The organism is Bradyrhizobium lablabi (genome assembly GCF_900141755.1).
In the GTDB taxonomy this organism is placed as follows: domain Bacteria; phylum Pseudomonadota; class Alphaproteobacteria; order Rhizobiales; family Xanthobacteraceae; genus Bradyrhizobium; species Bradyrhizobium lablabi_A.
In genome coordinates, this window is the sequence record NZ_LT670844.1 from 4,769,985 (window position 1) to 4,790,233 (window position 20,249).

Annotated in this window: 19 protein-coding genes; 14 read left to right on the forward strand and 5 right to left on the reverse strand. The window is 63.7% G+C overall.

Annotation, left to right across the window (positions count from 1 at the left end; all coding sequences use genetic code 11):
* Positions 1–39: 39 nt before the first annotated feature.
* A complete protein-coding gene (gene dctP, locus B5526_RS22155; RefSeq protein ID WP_079541602.1) occupies positions 40–531 on the reverse strand; it encodes a TRAP transporter substrate-binding protein DctP in 492 nt (163 codons plus the stop codon).
* Positions 532–747: 216 nt separating this feature from the next.
* On the opposite strand from dctP, the gene ugpB reads away from it, so the two are divergent.
* Together ugpB and B5526_RS22165 are read left to right on the forward strand one after the other, a co-directional pair.
* Positions 748–2,076 (forward strand): sn-glycerol-3-phosphate ABC transporter substrate-binding protein UgpB, encoded by a 1,329-nt coding sequence (gene ugpB / locus B5526_RS22160; protein ID WP_079541604.1) that lies wholly within the window; start codon positions 748–750, stop codon positions 2,074–2,076.
* Between the two features lie 168 nt (positions 2,077–2,244).
* Positions 2,245–3,195 carry an aminoglycoside phosphotransferase family protein gene (locus tag B5526_RS22165; RefSeq protein ID WP_079545188.1) on the forward strand — a complete coding sequence of 317 codons (951 nt, stop codon included), beginning with the start codon at positions 2,245–2,247 and terminating at the stop codon, positions 3,193–3,195.
* 14 nt (positions 3,196–3,209) lie between these two features.
* Here B5526_RS22165 and B5526_RS39070 read toward each other — a convergent pair whose 3' ends face one another.
* Positions 3,210–3,629 carry a hypothetical protein gene (locus B5526_RS39070; protein ID WP_244562433.1) on the reverse strand — a complete coding sequence of 140 codons (420 nt, stop codon included), beginning with the start codon at positions 3,627–3,629 and terminating at the stop codon, positions 3,210–3,212.
* Between B5526_RS39070 and B5526_RS22175 the strand changes: the two genes are divergently transcribed.
* The 10 genes from B5526_RS22175 (at position 3,546) to B5526_RS22215 (ending at position 13,370) form a co-directional block, all read left to right on the forward strand.
* A complete protein-coding gene (locus B5526_RS22175) occupies positions 3,546–4,370 on the forward strand; it encodes a caspase family protein (protein WP_244562030.1) in 825 nt (274 codons plus the stop codon). The two genes, B5526_RS39070 and B5526_RS22175, sit on opposite strands and share 84 nt — an antisense overlap.
* Entirely contained in the window at positions 4,327–4,713 is a 387-nt protein-coding gene (locus B5526_RS39075) for a hypothetical protein (RefSeq protein ID WP_244562031.1), read from the forward strand. Before B5526_RS22175 ends, B5526_RS39075 begins: the two co-directional genes overlap by 44 nt.
* 234 nt (positions 4,714–4,947) lie before the next feature.
* Positions 4,948–6,561, forward strand: coding sequence for an ABC transporter substrate-binding protein (locus B5526_RS22180; RefSeq protein WP_079541608.1), 1,614 nt, complete (start codon positions 4,948–4,950; stop codon positions 6,559–6,561).
* 55 nt (positions 6,562–6,616) lie between these two features.
* A complete protein-coding gene (locus B5526_RS22185) occupies positions 6,617–7,627 on the forward strand; it encodes an ABC transporter permease (protein ID WP_079541609.1) in 1,011 nt (336 codons plus the stop codon).
* A complete protein-coding gene (locus B5526_RS22190; protein WP_079541610.1) occupies positions 7,624–8,526 on the forward strand; it encodes an ABC transporter permease in 903 nt (300 codons plus the stop codon). The genes B5526_RS22185 and B5526_RS22190 overlap by 4 nt, the downstream gene beginning before the upstream one ends.
* 253 nt (positions 8,527–8,779) lie before the next feature.
* Positions 8,780–10,603 carry a dipeptide ABC transporter ATP-binding protein gene (locus B5526_RS22195; RefSeq protein WP_079541611.1) on the forward strand — a complete coding sequence of 608 codons (1,824 nt, stop codon included), beginning with the start codon at positions 8,780–8,782 and terminating at the stop codon, positions 10,601–10,603.
* Between the two features lie 23 nt (positions 10,604–10,626).
* Positions 10,627–10,809 (forward strand): DUF4089 domain-containing protein, encoded by a 183-nt coding sequence (locus B5526_RS22200; protein ID WP_079545189.1) that lies wholly within the window; start codon positions 10,627–10,629, stop codon positions 10,807–10,809.
* A gap of 7 nt (positions 10,810–10,816) precedes the next feature.
* Positions 10,817–12,214 (forward strand): AtzE family amidohydrolase, encoded by a 1,398-nt coding sequence (locus B5526_RS22205; RefSeq protein WP_172842084.1) that lies wholly within the window; start codon positions 10,817–10,819, stop codon positions 12,212–12,214.
* Positions 12,215–12,216: 2 nt separating this feature from the next.
* On the forward strand, positions 12,217–12,627 hold the full coding sequence (hpxZ, locus tag B5526_RS22210; protein ID WP_079541637.1) for an oxalurate catabolism protein HpxZ: 411 nt from the start codon (positions 12,217–12,219) through the stop codon (positions 12,625–12,627).
* Complete coding sequence (locus B5526_RS22215) at positions 12,624–13,370, forward strand: GntR family transcriptional regulator (RefSeq protein WP_079541638.1); 747 nt, start codon at positions 12,624–12,626, stop codon at positions 13,368–13,370. Before hpxZ ends, B5526_RS22215 begins: the two co-directional genes overlap by 4 nt.
* A 228-nt stretch (positions 13,371–13,598) precedes the next feature.
* Here the strand turns inward: B5526_RS22215 and atzF are convergent, their stop codons facing one another.
* The 3 genes from atzF to B5526_RS22230 all read right to left on the reverse strand — a co-directional run bounded on the left by atzF (position 13,599) and on the right by B5526_RS22230 (position 18,603).
* Positions 13,599–15,398 carry an allophanate hydrolase gene (atzF, locus tag B5526_RS22220; RefSeq protein WP_079541641.1) on the reverse strand — a complete coding sequence of 600 codons (1,800 nt, stop codon included), beginning with the start codon at positions 15,396–15,398 and terminating at the stop codon, positions 13,599–13,601.
* Between the two features lie 308 nt (positions 15,399–15,706).
* Positions 15,707–16,990 carry an NAD(P)/FAD-dependent oxidoreductase gene (locus B5526_RS22225; protein ID WP_079541642.1) on the reverse strand — a complete coding sequence of 428 codons (1,284 nt, stop codon included), beginning with the start codon at positions 16,988–16,990 and terminating at the stop codon, positions 15,707–15,709.
* Positions 16,991–17,196: 206 nt separating this feature from the next.
* Positions 17,197–18,603 (reverse strand): DHA2 family efflux MFS transporter permease subunit, encoded by a 1,407-nt coding sequence (locus B5526_RS22230; protein ID WP_079541644.1) that lies wholly within the window; start codon positions 18,601–18,603, stop codon positions 17,197–17,199.
* Between the two features lie 181 nt (positions 18,604–18,784).
* On the opposite strand from B5526_RS22230, the gene B5526_RS22235 reads away from it, so the two are divergent.
* Entirely contained in the window at positions 18,785–19,093 is a 309-nt protein-coding gene (locus tag B5526_RS22235; protein WP_079545190.1) for a hypothetical protein, read from the forward strand.
* 30 nt (positions 19,094–19,123) lie between these two features.
* Positions 19,124–20,011: a sigma-70 family RNA polymerase sigma factor gene (locus B5526_RS22240; protein WP_079541646.1), complete on the forward strand. Its 888-nt coding sequence runs from the start codon at positions 19,124–19,126 to the stop codon at positions 20,009–20,011.
* The last annotated feature ends 238 nt before the right edge of the window (positions 20,012–20,249 follow it).

Here is a 20,249-nt window from a genome sequence, read left to right on the forward strand (position 1 = left end):
TCCGCAGCTTCGTCCTGCCGGGCTGTTGCCAAGACCAGTTTACTCCACCTTGCGAATTTGTTCGATCAATGCGGAGGCCGCGGGATCTGCTTGGGCCTTGGCGTAGATTCCGGCCATCGCGTCCTCGAACGGCTTGCGGTCGAAGTCGCTCACGACGGTGACGCCGGCGGTGTTCGCCCGCTCCCTGAACAGGAACGGCATCGCCAGCACATTCATGGCCAGCACGAAGCTCCCGATCAGCGCCACATTGGTGCGATTGAGATCGATGGCGCCGGCGCGGGTCTGCTCGATAGTTTCTTTTTCCTCACCGAGCTGGTGCGAATGAAACACCCGGATCTGGAGGCGGCCGCCGCTCTGCTCCGCGATCAGGCTGCCCATGTAATACGGCGCCTGGACGGTCGGATAATCCTCGCTCTGGGTGTCGGCGGCACGAAATTCGCGCGCGACCGCGCCCGTCGGGACCGCTGTCGAAAACAGCGCCACAACGAGGGCTACGGTCCGCGAAAGGTCGGCGCGGCTGTACACAGGCAACTATCCCCTTATGATGATGTCGGTGGAGGGCGAAAAAGGTTCAATGTTCTTTTGGCGAGAGCCGGCGTGGGCGGGCCATCCTGACAGCACCGCAATTATCGTCAATGGTGCGCCGCGGCCGCATCTCGGTGGATTGCAACCGCGTCCGCAGGGTCTTATCAGAGCGCACGCGCCCCCAAATCGTGTTTCAGCGCATTCAAAGAGCAGAATGATTTTATGGTGAAATCGGTTTTGCGATTTTTGCAACTCGCAGCAGTCATCGCAATGGTTGGCGTGGCGTCTCCGGCAAAGGCGGCCACCGACATCATGTGGTGGCATGCGATGTCGGGCGAGCTCGGCCGGCAACTGGAAAAACTCGCCGCCGATTTCAACGCATCGCAATCCGATTACAAGATCGTGCCGAGCTACAAGGGCAATTATACCGAAACCGTCACCGCGGCGATCTTTGCGTTTCGCTCGCGCAGCCAACCCGCCATCGTTCAGGTCAACGAAATCGCGACCGCGACCATGATGGCGGCGCGGGGCGCGATCTACCCGGTATTCGAACTGATGCGGGACGAACACGAGCTGTTTTCGCCTTCCGCCTATCTTCCGGCCGTCACCGGCTACTATTCCGACGCCGCCGGCAACATGCTGTCATTCCCGTTCAACGCCTCGACGCCGATCCTTTATTACAACAAGGATCTGTTCCGCGCCGCCGGCCTCGATCCGGAAATCGCGCCGAAGACCTGGGCCGAGGTAGGCGCCGTGGCCAAGCGGCTGCGCGCATCGGGCGCGGCTTGCGGCTTCACCACGTCCTGGCCGTCCTGGATCAATGTCGAGAATTTTTCCGCCTTCCACAATCTGCCGATCGCGAGCAGGGCCAATGGTTTTGAGGGCCTCGATGCGGCGCTTAATTTCAACAACCCGCTGTTGGTGCGCCACATTGCGCAACTGGCGGAGTGGCAAACCACGAAAATGTTCGACTATGGCGGCCGCGCCACCACCGCGGAGCCGCGGTTTCAAAACGGCGAATGCGGCATCTTTATCGGCTCGTCGGCGACGCGCGCCGACATCAAGGCCAATTCGAAATTCGAGGTCGGCTACGGCATGTTGCCGTACTGGGGCGATGTCGTGGGCGCGCCGCAAAACACCATCATCGGTGGCGCAACATTATGGGTGCTGCGCGGCCGGCCGGCCGCCGAATACCAGGGGGTGGCAAAATTCTTCGGCTATTTGTCGAAGCCGGAGGTTCAGGCGGCCTGGCACCAGAACACAGGTTATCTGCCGGTGACCCGCGCGGCCTTCGATCTGACCCGTGCGCAAGGGTTTTACGATCGCAATCCCGGCGCCGCGATCTCGATCGAGCAGATCACCTTGAAACCGCCGACCGAGAATTCGAAGGGGATCCGGCTCGGGTCGTTCGTTTTGGTTCGCGATGTGATCGACGACGAGTTGGAGCAGGCCTTTGCCGGCAAGAAAACCGCGCAGGCAGCGCTGGACTCCGCGGTCGAACGGGGCAACCGGCTGTTGCGTCAGTTCGAGCGCGCCAATCCGGATCGGTGAACCAGTAACCGTCATCGTCCGCCAACGGGTCGGCGCGCAGCGCCGCCCGATGACAAGCTCCGGCGGACGATCCAGTATTCCGCGGAGTCTCGGTGTAACGTCAAAGGCCGCAGCGTACTGGATACCCCGCCTTCGCGGGGTATGACAGAACCCCAAAAGTTGTCGATCATGCATTCACTCCCCGATCTGAAGACCATTGAGGCGTTTCGCGCGTGGCGCAGCGACGCCGCGCAATGTTTGCCGGCGGCACTCGACATCGCACGCAGCCATGGCCTGCCGCGTGCGGATGCTAAATTGTTCCCGACCGGCACCAATCTCGTCGTCGCCCTCGATGACGACCTGGTGCTGAAGATTTTCCCGCCGCTGCTGCGCCATCAATTCGTATCCGAGCAGATCTCGCTGTCGCAGCTTCGCGGCCGCCTCGGCGTCGCTATTCCGGAAATCGTGTGTGAGGGCGAGCGCGACCAATGGCCGTATCTCGTCATCACGCGGATGCACGGCATTGTCGCCAGCGAGGCGTGGCCGATGCTCACCGAGGATCAGAAAGAACGCGTGCTCGGCCAGATCGGCGAGACCATCGCCGACGTACAGCGCGTGCCGGTAGGCATGCTGTCCGGCATCGAGCCGCGCTGGGACCAATTCCTGTTCAAGCAGATCGAGGGATGCCGCGCCCGGCATGAACGTCTCGGCTTGCCGAAAAAATTTCTCGACGGGCTCGACCAGCTTTTGTCAGACGCGAAGACGCTGATTCCGTTTGACCCGCCGCCGGTGATCCTGACCGGCGAATACATTCCTGAGAATTTCCTGCTGGCCCGCGAAGGCGCAGGCTGGCGGTTGTCGGGACTGATCGATTTCGGCGACGTGATGACAGGATGGGGCGAATACGATCTGCTTGGCCCGAGCGCCTTCATGACGGCAGGAATGCCGCGCCGCGTTTTGAGCCTGCTGCAGGGATTCGGATATTCCCGGGCCGATATCGATCAGGCGATGAAGCGACGGTTGATGGCGCTTATGCTGTTGCATCGCGCCAGCGATCCGATCCGGCACATCTGCATCGAAGGTTGGCAGCAGAAGGCCAGCGATTTGTTCGAACTGCAGGAATTGCTCTGGCCGCTTTGAGCGGGCCGCCCGGCTCATCCCTTCGACTGGATCAGGCTGGCCGCGTGACTGAGTACCCCGGCGATGGCATCGAGGCCCGAGCTGCCGCCGCGGCCGATCGTCCTCGCCAGGCTTATCGCGCTTGATATCGCCGCCCGGCATTGCGCGATCGCCGAGAGCGCCTGAGCCGTGTTGGCCGCGGCGCGCAATTTCGAGGCGGCGGTGCGCAGCGCGCTCTGCGCCGCCGGCACCTTGACGTCTGATATTTCGTTGCTCAACCGGTCCAGCACATTGGCGATGCAGCCGTAGAGCGCCTTGCCGCTGTTGCTGGATTTGACGTCACAGAAGCGGCCGACCGCGATCTCAAGGGCATGACCGATGATGTCGATGATTTCGCGCGAAAAATAAGGGAGCGCGGGCCGGACACGGTGGCGGTTTTGTATTATGCCGGGCATGGGCTCGAAAGCGATTCCGTCAACTATCTGGTGCCCGTCAACGCCGACCTGAAACGGCGATCCGACGTCGCGGGCAAGGCGCTGAGCGTCAAGCGCATCGGCGATCGGTTGTCGGCGGCCGGCAACCAGCTCAACATCCTGATCCTCGACGCGTGCCGCGATAATCCGTTTCCCGAAAGCCCCGCGCAGGGCGTTCTTGGCCTGGTCCCGATGGGGGCGGTCTATGGCGAGTTCATCGCCTCCTCGACCGGATCGGGCAAGTCGGCATTCGACGGCGAGGATGGCCACAGTCCCTATACCAGGGCGCTGGCGGATGCGATGGTGATGCCCGGCGAGAAACTGGAAGACGTCTTCAAGAGCGTCCGCCGGCAGGTTCGGCTCGGGACAGGCGAAGCGCAGATTCCCTGGGAATCGACCTCGCTCGAACGCGACTTTTATTTTGTCCCGCCGGAGCCTGTGCCAACTCCCGCCGCGCAGCTCTTCGCGGCGGCGAAAGAAACCGGCAACGCCGCGTTGTTCGGATTGCTGATCGAGCGCTTTCCGGACAGCCCGGAAGCGATGGCGGCGAAACCGATGGTCGCCAAGCTCGGAGACGCCAAGGCGAACGAAAAGCTCAACGAGAAGCCGAACGAGAAGGACACCTCCTCTTCGGCCGCGGCGCTGGTTCTGGCGCGCGCGAAGCAGGCGCAAACCCCCGATGCCTATGATCTCGTGGCATCGCTTTGTCCCCAATACTACTGAAGCGGAGGAAGCCCGCGCCGCCGCGATCCGGTTGCGCGAGGCGGTGGTGCTGGACAGTGTCGGACCGACCTATGAGGGCCGCGAACTCGTGCTCAGGATTCAGGAGCAGCTGGTTCGCCTCGACTGCATGGCGGGAAACAACAGCGGCACCTTCGAGGCCGCGACCATTCAGGGATTGCGGCGCGCCTCGCTGCTGTCAGACGAGCATTACCTGTGGTACCGCCCGACCATGGCCGCGCTGCGGGCGCTGAAGAAGATCGATGGCAATGAAGGCTGCGGCCGGCAGAAGGTCGTCGCCGCGCCGCGTTGCCTGCGCGTCAACAACGAGGATTTTTGCCAATAGCGGTCGCAACGCATGGTCGGCGCCGCCCACCGGAAAGGCGGCCACAATGCCTGCATCCAAAATAGGCAAAGTCATTTCTTTTGTATGCAAGCTAACCGCGCGGCGGTTCCCAGCGAGACCCGACATTCGCAAGCCTAATCATGCGCTTAAAGCGCCATTAGGATTGCGTTAAGATTTGGCACAAACCTTGCGACGTCGCTCCCAAAGCCGTTTCCCCGTGCGTTGGAGCCTCACATGAAGCGTCGCGATTTCCTGAAATCCGTCACGGGGGTCGCGGCCGGCGCGATGGTGCCGGCGCCGGCGATCTGGTCTGCCGCCAAGGCCGACGCCCGCTCCGAGACGCTGTTGGTGGTGACCGAAAGCGGCCCCAACAATCTCGACATCCACGGCGTCGGCACCAACCGTCCCGGCTACGAGGCGTCGTGGAATTGCTACGACCGTCTGATCAGTCATGAAACCAAGACGCTGCCGGACGGCACGCTGTCCTACGATCGCGACAAGTTCAAACCCGAACTCGCCGAGGACATGAAGATCGGCGACATGTCGGTCACCTTCAAACTGAAGAAGGCCAAATTCCACGACGGCACGCCAGTCACCGCCAACGATGTCAAATGGTCGCTCGATCGTTCGGTATCGGTAGGCGGTTTCCCCACGGTGCAGATGAAAGCCGGCTCGCTGGAAAACAAGGAGCAGTTCGTCGTCGTTGACGACAGCACCGTCCGTATCGACTTCGCCAAGAAAGACCGCCTGACCATTCCCGATCTCGCGGTGATCGTGCCGGGCATCTACAATTCCACGCTGCTGAAGAGCAAGGCTACCGACAAGGATCCCTGGGCGCTCGACTACACCAAGAGCAACACCGCCGGCAGCGGCGCCTACAAGGTGACGAGCTGGAAGCCCGGTGTCGAAACGGTCTACGAACGCCATGACGACTGGGTGGGCGGCAAGCTGCCCCAGCTCAGGAAGGTGATCTGGCGCACGATCCCCTCGCAGGGCAATCGCCGCGCCTTGATGGAGCGTGGCGATGCCGACATCTCCTTCGACCTTTCGAGCAAAGACACTTCGGAGATGAAGAAGGAGGGCAAGCTCGTCATCATCTCCAACCCGATCGGCAACGGCATGTATTCCGTCGAGTTGAACGTGAAGAACCCGCCGTTCAACAACGAAAAAGTTCGTCAGGCGGTGGCCTATGCGCTGCCCTACCAGAAGATCATGGACGCGGCGATGTTCGGTCTCGCCAATCCCTTGTTCGGCGGCCCCTCGAACAATGTTACCGATATCGCCTGGCCCGCCAAGAGCGGCTACATCAACGACATGGCCAAGGCCAAGGCGCTGATGGCCGAGAGCGGCGTATCCGACATCGACACCACCGTCTCGTTCGATCTCGGCGCCGGCGATATCTGCGAACCGATTGCCGTGCTGGTTCAGGAAAGCCTCGGCCAGATCGGCATCAAGACTGCGATCAACAAGGTGCCGGGAGCCAATTGGCGCAGCGAGATGGCCAAGAAGTCGATGCCGTTGATGGTCAACTTCTTCTCCGGCTGGCTCGACTATCCCGAATATTTCTTCTTCTGGTGCTATTCCGGCCAGAACGCGATCTTCAACACGCCAAGCTACGTCAACCCGGACATGGACACGCTGATCGACGCCGCGCGCGGCGCCGCCGCGGTCGGCGACATGGAAAAATACTCGAAAAACGTCGAGGGTTTCATCTCGAAGGCCTACAACGAGGTGCCGCGTATTCCGCTGTTCCAGCCTTTTCTCAACGTCGCCACGCAGAAGAATATCTCCGGCTACGTTTATTGGTTCCACCGCCAGCTCGACTACCGCACGATCGTCAAGGCCTGAGGGGGGCCCGCAACGGCTTCTCAACGCGGCTCGGAAATTTTGGGGCTAGAAGACCATGTTGGCGATCTTGAAGCGTCTGGTGACCGTGATCCCGACTTTGATCGGTGTCGTGATCGTCACCTTCTTGCTCACCCGGGTATTGCCGGGCGACCCGGCGGTCTATTTCGCAGGGCCAGCCGCCACCCCGCAATCGATTGCCGAAATCCGCAAGACGCTCGGGCTCGACCGGCCGCTGCCCGATCAGTTCGCCCGCTACGTCAACGATCTCGCCCACGGCAATTTCGGCAATTCGCTGTCGACCGGCCGCCCGGTCGCGACCGAAATCACCAGCCGGCTGCCCGCATCCGCCGAGCTGACGCTGCTGGGCCTGTTCCTGGCGATCGCCATCGCGGTGCCGCTCGGTATTTTCGCGGCGGTGAAGCAGGGCTCCTGGATCGATCATCTCTGTCGAATTATCGCCACTGCTGGCGTGTCGCTGCCGGTGTTCTTCACGGGCTTGCTGCTGGTTTATGTCTTCTATTTCAGGCTCGGCTGGTCGCCGGCGCCGATCGGCCGGCTCGACGCCTTCGCCACCGCGCCGCCCGATATCACCGGCTTCTATCTGATCGACAGCCTGGTTACCGGAAATTTCGAGACCTTCCGCGCCTCGCTCAGCCAGTTAATCCTTCCAGCCGCGACCTTGGCGGTGTTCTCGCTGGCGCCGATCACGCGCATGACCCGCGCCTCGATGCTGGCGGTATTGTCGTCCGAGTTCATCCGCACCGCGCGTGCCAGCGGTCTCAATGACCGCGCCGTCATCCTCACTTACGCCTTCCGCAACGCGATGCTGCCGGTGGTGACGACGCTCGGCATGGTGTTCTCGTTCCTGCTCGGCGCCAATGTGCTGGTCGAGAAAGTGTTCGCCTGGCCCGGCATCGGCTCGTATGCGGTCGAGGCCTTGCTGCAGTCGGACTTCGCACCGGTGCAGGGCTTCGTGCTGACCATGGCGGTGCTCTATGTGGCGCTCAACCTTTTGATCGACATGCTCTATGGCGTGATCGATCCGCGCGTGAGGCTCGAAGCATGACCGAAGCAAGCCTTACCGCGACCCCGATCGCCGAGGTTCAACCCAAGCCTCCGGCCAACTCCATTTTCCGCCACGCCGTCTATGTGGTGGCGGACAATCCGGTGACCGGATTGTCCTTTGGGCTGTTCGTCGTCATCGCGCTTTGCGCTTTGGTCGGCCCCTACATCGTGCCCTACGATCCGCTCGCCAGCGACACCTCCGCAACCCTGCAGTCGCCGTCGCTGCACCACTGGTTCGGCACTGATCTTTTAGGCCGCGATATTTTCAGCCGCGTGGTGGTCGCGACCCGCCTTGATTTCGTTATCGCGGTCGCCTCGGTGGCGTTGGTTCTGTTCATGGGCGGCCTCGCCGGAATCGCCGCCGGCTTCTTCGGCGGCTGGACCGACCGCATCGTCGGGCGCATCTCCGACACCATCATGGCGTTTCCGCTGTTCGTGCTGGCGATGGGCATCGTCGCCGCGCTGGGCAATACGGTGACCAACATCGTGATCGCCACCGCGATCATCAATTTTCCGCTCTATGTCCGGGTCGCGCGCGCCGAAGCCAATGTCCGGCGCAACGCCGGCTTCGTGCAGGCCGCGCGGCTGTCCGGCAACGGCGATTTCCGCATTCTGCTGGTGCATATCCTGCCGAACATCATGCCGATCATGATGGTGCAGATCTCGCTCACCATGGGCTACGCCATCCTGAACGCGGCCGGCCTGTCGTTCATCGGCCTCGGCGTCAAGCCGCCGACCCCTGAGTGGGGCATCATGGTCGCCGAAGGCGCGACCAACATTATTTCCGGCGAATGGTGGGTGGCCTTCTTCCCCGGCGGCGCGCTGATGATCGCGGTGTTCTGCTTCAACCTCCTGGGTGACGGCCTGCGCGACCTGGTCGACCCGCAGCGAAGGACCTGAGGCATGAAGAGGTCTGACCGCGAGCTCTTTCGCCTCTCCCCGCTCGCGGGGAGAGGCATAGGCCGCCCTTGGCGGCCGTCCTTAGAAAGAACGCCGAAGCGAAGCTTCGGCTATGTCGCTCTTGCGATCCGGGTGAGGGGGACCCTCCGCGTACTCCACCGCCTCCTGCATTCGCTGATAGAGGCCCCTCACCCCAACCCTCTCCCCGTAAGAACGGGGCGAGGGAGCCGACCTCCTGTGCGGAGATTCTGAAATGACCGCGCAGCCGCTGCTCGACGTCAGCGATCTCACCGTCGAATTCGCCACCCGGCGCGGCATCGTCAAAGCCGTGCAGCACGTCAACATATCGGTCGCCAAGGGCGAGACGCTCGGTATTGTCGGCGAATCCGGCTCCGGCAAATCCGTCACCTCCTACGCGGTGATGCGGATTCTCGACCGCGCCGGCAAGATCGCCGAAGGTTCGGTCACCTTCTCCGGCGTCGATGTCAAGGCGGCGACCGAGGACCAGATGCGCGACCTGCGCGGCCGCGAAATGTCGATGATCTTCCAGAGCCCGCGGCTGGCGCTCAATCCGATCCGCAAGATCGGCCGCCAGATCGAGGATGTGCTGTTGCAGCACGTCCAGGTCGACAAGGCCCAGGTCGGCGAGAAGGCGATCGAGGCGCTGGAACAGGTCAAGATCGCGCGCCCCCGCGAGCGCTATCACGCCTATCCGTTCGAATTGTCGGGCGGCATGTGCCAGCGCGTGGTGATCGCGCTGGCGCTGGCCTGCAATCCGCAGCTTCTGATTGCCGACGAGCCGACCACCGGCCTCGATGTCACCACGCAAAAAGCCGTGATGGATCTGATCGTCGAGCTGACAAAACGCCGGGGCATGTCGACCATCCTGATCACGCATGATCTGGGCCTAGCCGCCGCCTATTGCAATCGCGTGGTGGTGATGGAGAAGGGCCGCGTGGTCGAAACCGCGCTGTCGGCGGACATCTTTGCAAAACCCGAGCACGCCTACACCAAGAAGCTGATGCGCGCGACGCCGCGGCTCGGCGTCTCCTTGCGCGACCTGTTGCCGGAGGAGGAGGCGGCGCTTCCTCCGATCTCACCTTCTTCAACCTCGCCCCGCTTGCGGGGAGAGGTCGGATTGCGCAGCAATCCGGGTGAGGGGGACTCTCCGCGGACTGCGCTCGTGGAGCGAGCCCCTCACCCCGACCCTCTCCCCGCGAAGAGCGGGGAGAGGGAGAAGCAACCGCTCCTCCTCGTCGAAACTCTGGTCAAGGAATATCCGCGCCAGGGCGCGACGGCCACGCTCGGCAAATTGTTCGGGCGCAAGCCGCCGGTGGAGCTTGAAAATTTCCGCGCGGTCGACGGCATCAGTTTCAGCGTCGGCCGTGGCGAAAGCGTCGGTCTGGTCGGCGAGTCCGGCTGCGGCAAATCCACCACCTCGATGATGGTGATGCGGCTGCTCGACCAGACCTCGGGCCGCATCGCCTTCGACGGTGACGAGATCGGCAACATCCTGCCCAACGCCTTTGCGCGGCTGCCGCTGCGCAAGAGCATCCAGATGGTGTTCCAGGACCCGACCGACAGCCTCAATCCGCGTTTTACGGCAGCGCGCGCCATCGCCGATCCGATCATGCAACTCGGCGGCATCCGGGGCCGCGACGCCTTGCGCGACCGCTGCGAGGAATTGGCTGAAATGGTCGGCCTGCCGGTCAATCTGCTGGATCGTTTCCCGCATCAATTGTCGGGCGGCCAGAAGGCCCGTGTCGGCATCGCACGCGCCATCGCGCTGCATCCCAAACTGGTCATTCTCGACGAGCCGACCGCGGCGCTCGACGTCTCGGTGCAGGCGGTGGTGTTGAATCTGCTGCAGGATTTGAAGGCGTCGATGGGCATGAGCTATCTGTTCGTGTCGCACGATCTGAATGTGGTGCGGTTGCTGTGTGATCGCGTCATTGTGATGCGGGCGGGTCGGATCGTGGAGCAGGGGCCGTCCGAACGGGTCTTGGGTGATCCGCAGGATGCCTATACAAGGGAACTGCTGACGGCTATTCCTCACCCGCCGTTGCCGGTTCACTGAACGCTGCTACCGATGAGAGAATGATGGCCGCTGACCCGCTTGACGAGTATATCGAGGCCGCCTCGAAGGTCCTGGGCCTTTCCATCGAGGAGGCCTGGAAGCCGGCGGTCAAAGCCAATCTCGAAATGTCGTTGCGGGTGGCGCGGCTGGTCGATGAATTCGCGTTGCCTGACGAAATCGAGCCGGCCAGTGTCTTTGCAGCCTGATTTTGCCATGACCGCTCACTCGGACGGGCTGTCGGCCTCGGAAATCGCGGAGGCTGTGAGGGGCCGGAAACTGTCGGCCCTTGACGTGACCGAGGCGGCGCTGGCGCGGATCGCCAAGCATGATCCGCTTCTGAATTCCTTCACCGACGTCACCGCGGAGCGCGCACGCGCCAAGGCCCGCGCGATCGATGCCGCCGTTACGGCCGGACAAAATGCCGGCCCGCTCGCCGGCGTGCCGTTCGCGGTTAAGAACCTGTTCGACGTCAAGGGGCTCTCGACCCGCGCCGGATCGAAGATCAACCGCGACCTGAAACCGTCGCCACGCGACGCCACGTTGATCGAGCGCATGGAGGCCGCCGGCGCCGTGCTGGTCGGCGCGCTCAATATGGGCGAATACGCCTACGACTTCACCGGCGAGAACGCGCATGACGGCCCCTCGCGCAATCCGCATGATCTGATGCGGATGACCGGCGGTTCGTCGGGCGGCTCCGGCGGCGCGGTCGGCGGCGGCCTGGTGCCCTTGGCGCTGGGCTCGGACACCAACGGTTCGATCCGGGTGCCGTCGTCTTTTTGCGGAATCTTTGGACTGAAGCCGACCTATGGCCGGCTGTCGCGCGCGAGATCGTTTCCGTTCGTCTATAGCTTCGATCATCTCGGCCCGTTCGCGCGCAGCGTAACCGATCTGGCGCTGTCCTATGACGCCATGCAGGGACCCGACCCGGAGGATGCGGCGTGCACGACCCGGCCGGCCGAGCCGGTGATGTCGCTGCTCGCAGAGGACATCGGCGGTTTGCGGATCGCGGTCGCCGGCGGTTATTTCCAGAACAACGTTTTCCCGGAAGCCACCGAGGCCGTGGCGCGCGTTGCGAAAGCGCTCGGGACCACGCGCACCGTCGAAATTCCCGAAGCCGCGCGCGCCCGCGCCGCCGCCTACGTCATCACGGCTAGCGAAGGCGCGTCGCTGCATCTCGATCGCCTGCGCCGGCGGCCGAGCGATTTCGATTTTGCAGTGCGCGACCGCTTGCTGGCGGGTGCGATGATCCCGGCGCCGCTGGTCGACCGCGCGCAAAAATTCCGCCGCTGGTATCGCGCGAAGGTGCTGGAGCTGTTCAAGTCGGTCGATGTGATCCTCGCTCCGGCGACGCCTTGCGTCGCACCGAAACTCGGGCAGACGACTTTCATGCTCGACGGCGTCGAAATGCTGGTGCGCCCCAATATGGGCGTCCACACCCAGCCGATTTCCTTCATCGGTCTTCCGGTGGTTGCCGTTCCCGTTCCGCTGCAGCCGATGCCGATCGGCGTCCAGATCATTGCCGCGCCCTGGCGCGAAGATATCGCGCTGCGGGTCGCCTTCGCGCTGGAGCGCGCGGGCGTTGCTTCCGCGCCGCCGCCGAGGGGAATTTGAACATGCAGGTCGATCTCCCCGAGGTCCTCGCTGAGGTGACGGCGCAGTTCGCGCGCTACGAACAGGCGCTGGTCGGCAACGACGTCGCCGTGCTCGACGAATTGTTTCGCGCCGATGCGCGCACGCTTCGTTATGGCACCGGCGAAAATCTCTACGGTTACGACGCGATTATGGCGTTTCGCGCCGCGCGCTCGCCGATCGGGTTGAACCGCAGGACCGCCAAGACCGTGATCACGACCTATGGCCGCGACACCGCGGTCGCCTCGACGCTGTTTTATCGCGATACGCTGCCCGGTAGAGTGGGACGGCAGATGCAGACATGGGTAAGATTTCCCGAGGGCTGGAGAATTGTTGCCGCCCATGTCAGCATCATCGACGAACCCGGGGACAACAAGACGGACCAAAAGACATGAGTCTTGACGATCTTCCGACCGGCGCTCCACAACGTCCAGCCGGCGAGCTGGAGCCGGTCGTGCGCCGCGTCGACCGCGCCTCGCCCTATCCGGACAAGATCACCCGCGCCGAGGAGTTGCGGCTGCAGCTCGCCGACGAAATCGTGCGCGGTGCATTGCCGCCGGGCGCGGCGCTGGATGAGACCGACATCGCGCGGCGCTTCAATGTGTCGCGCACGCCGGTCCGCGAGGCGCTGCGCCAGCTCGCGGCCTCGGGCCTGGTCGATGCGCGGGCGCATCGCGGCGCGGTGGTGGCGCGGCCCTCGATCGACCGGCTGACCGGGATGTTCGAGGCGATGGGCGAACTGGAGGCGCTGTGCGCGGGCCTTGCCGCCGAGCGAATGCAGGCGGTGGAGCGGCACCGGCTGGAAGCGATCCACGAGGAATTGCGGGTATTGAGCTATGCCGGCAATCCGGATCGTTTTCACGAAGTCAACGAGCGGTTTCACAATGCGATCTATGCCGGATCGCAGAATGCCTATATCGCCGAGATCACGCTGGCGACGCGGGTGCGGGTGCAGCCGTTCCGTCGCGCCCAATTCCGCAATCTCGGGCGGCTCGCCAAATCGCACGCCGAGCACGACCGCGTCGTGGTGGCGATCATGCGCGGCGACAAGGTCGGCGCGGCAATCGCGATGCGCGCCCATATCGAACTGGTGCGCGACGAATACGAGATCTACGCGGTGGGGCACGAAGCGCCGTAAGCCGGCGGCGCTTTCTTACCTCGCCCCGCTTGCGGGGAGAGGTCGAAATTCTCGCATTGCGAGAATTTCGGGTGAGGGGGACTCACCGCATACGTTATCTTCAGAATTCGCGGCGACAGCCCCTCACCATAGCCGATGCTCCGCATCGGCGTTCTTCTATCAAGAACGGCGGCCATAGGCCGCCTACGCCCTCTCCCCGCAAGGGCGGGGCGAGGGAGCGGAGAAAGCTTATCCCGCCGCCGCTTCCGCCACGAACGCGCGCCAGCCTGAGAAGGCGGAGATGTCGCGGGCGCCGTTGATGTCGGCGGCTTCGACCAGAAAGCCTTTGACGCCGCGGCCGTCGGCCAGACGGATGGTGCCGATCGACAGCGGCGGCGGGATCGCGGCGACGAATTTTCCGAACGCCGCCGCCGGCAACGCCCAGATTTCCAGTTCGATCGACGATCCGCTTCCCGCTTGCACGCGCAGCATGCCCGGCTTCGGCGGCGTGGTTTCCAGCGCATAGAGCCTATAGTCCGGCGCGGTCGAGGTCGCCTCCAGCAAGCGTCCGCCGAATCCTTTCAGTTCGCCGTTCAGCGCCATCCCCGAAAGATGCGCGCCGACCACCGCAATCGCGATCTCCTCCGCCGCGACGTTTGCCGACAAGGGCGCAAGCGGTGCTTGCGGCAGGCCGCGCGCGCCCATCGGCAGTTTGGTATCGGCATGAAAGACCCGGCCGATGCTGGCGAGTTGCGCGTCGTGCCCGGCCGGCGCCAATAGCGTGATGCCGAACGGCGCGCCATCGGGGCGCATCGCCGCCGGCAGCGCCAGGCCGCAGAGGTCGAGCAGATTGACGAAATTGGTGTAGGTGCCGAGCCTGGAATTGAGCTCGAGCGGATTGGCGAGCACCTGCGCGGTGGAATACACGGTCGGCGCCGTCGGCAGCACCACGGCGTCGATATGAGCAAAAGCGCGCTCGGCGATCTTGCGCAGCGCCTGCAGCCGGTACAGCGCGGCGAAGGTGTCGGCGGCGGAAAGCCGCGCGCCAGCGATGATGATCTCGCGCGTCACCGGATGGATCGCCTCCGGCGAGGACGCCAAAAGGTTGCGGATCACGAGATAGCGCTCGGCGACCCAGGGGCCCTCATAGAGCAGCCGCGCGGTCTCATAGAACGGTTCGAGATCGAACTCGACCAAGGTGGCGCCGAGCGCGGTCCAGCGCTTCAGCGTGTCGCCATAGGCCTTCTCCGACGCCTTGTCGCCGAAGAAGATCAACTGCCCGCTGCGGGGCACACCGAGCCTGAGGTTAGCGGGAAACGGCGTCATCTCGGAAAGCGGCCGGTTGCGCGAATAGGGATCGGCGCCGTCGGGACCGGCGATCGCGGTCAGCGCCGTCATCGCGTCGTCGACGGTGAGCGAGAACACCGACACGCAATCGAGCGTCCGGCACGCCGGCACCAGCCCTGCGGTCGAGATCAGCCCGAGGCTCGGCTTTAGCCCGACGATGTTGTTGAGCATCGCCGGCACGCGGCCCGAGCCCGCGGTATCGGTGCCCAGGGCCAGCGGCACCAGTCCGGCCGATACCGCGATGCCCGATCCGGTACTCGATCCGCCCGGAATCAAATCGCCGCGCAAAGGGTTTTTGGGGATGCCATAGGGCGAGCGCACGCCGACGAGGCCGGTGGCGAATTGGTCGAGATTGGTCTTGCCGACGACAATGGCGCCGGCCGCGCGCAGCCGCGCCACCGCGGTCGCATCGTGCGAGGGCATGTAGGAAAACGCCGGGCAGGCGGCGGTGGTGGCAAGACCCAAGGCGTCGATATTGTCCTTCACGCCGACGGGAACGCCAAGGAGCGGAAGGTGGCGTGCGTCTTTCCTCGCGCCCAGCGCTTCGGCTTCCGCGACGGCCTCCTTTTCATCGCGCAGGCTGATGAAGATCGCGGGATCGTCATGCGCGCGAATGCGCGCAAAACTGCGCGCGACGGTTTCGGCAGGCGAAACGGTGCCGGCGCGATGGGCGGCGACGATCGCGGCGACGGTTTCAGTCACGCAAAACCCCGATCAAAAATCGCCCGATCAGACATGAGCTGCATCGATAGGTGCGGCAAACAAGCGTCTCCGGTGCGAAACGGAAGGGGTGGCCGAGGGTCGCCATTATCGACTGCGCTCCGGGAGGCGGAAATTCTCCCTGATCGAAGCAAGCGGTGTGCCATATGTACACCGGAATTGCAGCATGGGCTTGCGAAAATCAACTCGTATTATCAAACGCTTGATCGCTATTTTGCGGGCGTGCTTGGGCCGCGTCAATCGCGTTTGCTCATTTTATGAGCAGGGCCATCGTGAAGATGCAGGCCCGGTCAGCTGACCACCTTGCTGCTGCCCTGCGTGATCAGCCGCGCCGCGCGCTGATCGCGCATATAGACCCACAGCCAGCTCAGTGAGACGCTGAGCCGGTTGCGCAGGCCGATCAGGAAATAGATGTGGGCGATGCCCCAGATCCACCATGCAATCGCGCCGCGCAGTTTTAGCGTTCCGAAATCGATCACCGCCTTGCGCTTGCCGATCTGCGCCAGGCTGCCGGCATGCTTGTAGCGGAACGGCGGGCAAGTACCACCGCGCAGCCGCGCTTTTATCAAGTCGGCGACATAGCGGCCCTGCTGCTTGGCCGCCGGCGCAATGCCTGGCACCGGCTTGCCATCCGGGCCCGCGATCACGACGGTATCGCCAACGGCGAAAATATCGGGATGGCCGGGTACGCTGAGATCGGGCTCGACTTGCAGGCGGCCGGCGCGGTCGGCCGCGACTGACAACCATTCGGCGGCGGGCGAAGCGCGCACGCCGGCGGCCCAGATCAGGGTTTTTGCTTGCAGCCTCTCGCTGCCATAGACGACGCCGTCGGCGCTGCATTCGGTGACTGCCTTTCCCAGCACGACCTCGACGCCGAGACTTTGCAGCGAGCGCTGCGCATAGGCCGAGAGATCGTCGGCAAAACCCGCCAGTACGCGCGGCCCCGCCTCGATCAGCACGACGCGCGCCTTGTGGGTATCGATGTTGCGGAAGTCGGGCGCCAGCGTGTCGTGCGCCAGTTCGGCGATGGTGCCGGCGAGTTCGACGCCGGTCGGTCCCGCGCCGACGATGACAAACGTCAGAAGCGCGGCGCGCCGCTCTGGATCGGTCTCGCGCTCGGCGCGCTCGAACGCGACCAGGATGCGCCGCCGCAGCGTGGTGGCGTCTTCCAGCGTTTTCAAGCCCGGCGCGAACGGCTCCCATTCGTCATGGCCGAAATAAGCGTGGCGCGCGCCGGTGGCGAGAACGAGCGTATCATATGGTATCGCGTCGCCGTCATCGAGCAGCACGCGCTTTGCTTGCGCATCGACGCCAGAGACGGTGGCGAACAAGGTCGTCACCTCGGGGCGGTCGCGCAACAGATAGCGGATCGGCCAGGCGATCTCTGATGTGGCTAGCGATGCGGTCGCGACCTGATAGAGCAGCGGCTGGAACAGATGGTGATTGCGCCGGTCGACCAGTGTGATTGCGACCGGCGCGCCCGCGAGCCCAAAGGTTGCTTCCAATCCACCAAAACCGGCGCCAACGATCACCACACGATGGGGTTTTGCTGGTCGCGTGGGCTCGGTCGTCATGTCAAAGCCGCCTTAGGTTGCAAGGTTCCACCGCAGCTTCGAACTATGTAGGCATCTTGCGATCCCGCTCCAAGGCCGATCTTCCCTCACCTCTCCCCGCTTGCGGGGAGAGGTGAGGGGGACTATCCGCGAGTTCTGAATATGCCGCGCGAGCCCCTCACCCCAACGCTCTCCCCGCAAGGGCGGGGCGAGGGAGAAGAGAGCCGTCATGCGCTCCGGGGCAGTTCCGCAAGGGCGACGCGATTGCGCGCCGGCAGCCACAAGCCGGCAATAGCTCCGAGCAGCGAAAGTGCCGACGCCAGCGTCATCGCCGCCCCAAAACCTGCGCTGAACGCGGCAGGCGAATGGACCGATCCGTTTGCGGAGAATACCGTGACCAGGGCGGCGATGCCGAACGCGCCGCCGAGAAAGCGTCCCATGTTGAAGACGCCGGACGCCTTGCCCATCTCGGTCACCGCGACCGAACCAAGAATCGCATTTTGCGCCGCCGGCATCGCCATCGAGACGCCGACGCCTGCGAGCGCCAGCGGCGCGATCAGGTGTGCATAGGCGATGCCGGGCGACGCAATCATCGCGATCCAGCCGAGGCCGATCGCCTGCATCAACAATCCCGTCACGACCAGCGGCCGTTCGCCGACCTTGTTGACGACGGCGCCCGCGACCGGCGCGGTCACGAACAGGGTTGCGGTCCAGGGCAATAACCGCAAGCCGGCGCCAAGTGGTCCAAAGCCGAGCGTGGTTTGCAGAAACTGCGGCAAGAGAAACAGGACCCCGTACATCGCCGCATAGAATGCGAAACTCGAACTCATGCCGGCGGAAAACGCCCGCGCCCGAAACAGTCGCATCGGCACCATCGGCTCCCGCGCGCGCTGCTCCCAAAAGACAAAAGCCGCGGTCAGCAGCATTCCGACGATGAGGGCCGTCAGCACTTCGGGGCTCTCCCATCCCGCGACGTTGCCGCGCAACAGGCCCCATACCAGCGCCAATGCGGCGGCGGCGACAATGATCAGTCCAACAATATCCAGCGCGGCTTTGGGCCCAAAGCTCTCGCGCAACCGTGCCTGCACCAGCGCGATGGCGATGACGCCGATCGGTAGGTTGATCCAAAAAATCCATCGCCAGCCAAAATTTGCCGTGATGAAGCCGCCGATCGCGGGGCCGATGATGAGGGCAAATCCGGTGATGCCGCTGAAAATCCCGAGCGCCCGCGCGCGCTCTTCTTTTGCGAATGCGCCGCTTAGGATCGCCATCGCGAGCGGCATCACCAAGGCGGCGCCGGCGCCTTGCGCGGATCGCGCCGCGATCAACTCGCCCACGCTGCCCGACAGCGCGCAGGCCACTGAGGCGAGGGTAAACACCGCAATGCCGGCGGCAAACATGCGCCGGCGCCCGAAACGGTCGCCCAGCGCCGCACCGGTGAGCAGCAGCACGGCAAAAGTCAGATTATAGGCGTTGACCGTCCATTGCAGCGTCTCGACCGAGGCGCCGAGATCGGCGCGGATGGTGGCAAAGGCCGTGGTGATGACCTGCGCATCCAGCGCCATCATGAAGGAGGCCAGCGCGGTCACGCCAAGCACCCAATTCTGTCCGCTTCCTACATCCGATTCCTGCATGGTCTTTCTCCGCTCGCCTCAAAGCCGCCTCAGGGGGCGCCTCGTGAACAGACGAACGGGGATCCCTGAAAAGACGCGGTCGAAAAATATTTTTTGCGGCCGAATCCTATTGATGGTTCCAAACGTCAGGGGGGTGAGAGGCGATGATTTCGCTATCGTGGACCCTGCCATGGAGAGAATGATGAAACGGACCTTGATCAGGTATAAGACAAAGCCCGAGATGACCGGCAAGAACGCGGAATTGATCGCGGGCGTGTTCGAGGAATTGAAGGCCGCGAAGCCGGAGGGCTTGCGCTATCTATCGCTGCGGCTAGATGACGGCACGTTCGTGCATTTCGTCGAGACCGAAGCCGATGACGGCACCAATGCGCTACCGCAACTGGCGTCGTTTCAGGCGTTCCAGAGCGGGGTTCGCGAACGTTGTGCCGAGCCTCCGGTATTCGGCGGCGTTACCATCGTCGGCAATTATCGGATGCTGAATGAAGGTTGAGTCAGGGAATATGAAAATGCGGACGGCAGAATGAGCAAGGCGCCTGATGCATCGGCCGCAGCCGGCATCGACGGCCTGCTCGCCGCGATGCGGCCAAAGCTGCATCGCTATTGCGCGCGCATGGTCGGCTCGGTGATCGATGGCGAGGACGTGCTGCAGGACGCGCTGATCAAGGCGGTGGAGGCGTTTGCGTCCGCCGTCCCGCTTCAAAATCCGCAAGCCTGGCTGTTCCGGATCGTGCACAACACCGCACTGGACTTTTTGCGGCGCCGCAACCGCCAGCAGGCTCTTCAATCGGGCGAGGAGGTGGACATGATTGCCGATCCCGCCGACACCGTCGCGGCCCATGAATTTGCCAGCACAAGCCTGCGCACCTTCATGCGGCTGCCGCCCGCCCAGCGCTCCAGCGTGATCCTGATGGACGTGCTCGGCTGCTCGCTCCGGGAAGTCTGCGACGTCCTGGATTTCACGCTGCCGGCGGTGAAGGCGGCGCTGCATCGTGGCCGCGCGCAGCTTCGCGAATTCGCGGGCGAGCCGGACGAACTGCCGCAGCCGAAACTGTCGGAGGCCGATCGCGATCGCCTCGGCAAATATGTCGCGCATTTCAACGCGCGGGATTTCGATGCGATTCGCGCCATGGTCGCCGACGATGTGCGGCTCGAACTCGTCAACAAGACGCGCTTGAACGGCAAGGCCGAAGTTTCCCGGTATTTTGGAAACTATTCCAAGATCAGCGACTGGCACCTGGTGCCGGGGCTGGTGGAGCAGCGCCCCGCCATCCTGGTGTTCGATCCGAACGCGCCCGGCGCGGGGCCGAAATATTTTGTGCTGTTGCAGTGGTCCGCCGACAAGGTCGCAACCATCCGCGATTTTCGTCATGCGCCCTATGTCATCGACGGGGCCGAGTATCAGGTCTGACCCCACGGCCGTAGGCTGGGTTGAGCCCTTGCGAAACCCATCTACACGCCCCTCCCCAACTAGCACTATAATTCTTGCCATCCGCGCCCGCTGCGAACTATGGTGCAGGTCGCCGGGCATGAGCCGAAGGTTCTAGGAGGGAGCCGGCGGATCGGGCTTGCTGCCACCGAGCGATCTCGCGCACAAAACAGCGTCACCTTGGCTGGCCGAACGTATGAAATAACGAGGAGGGGGATTG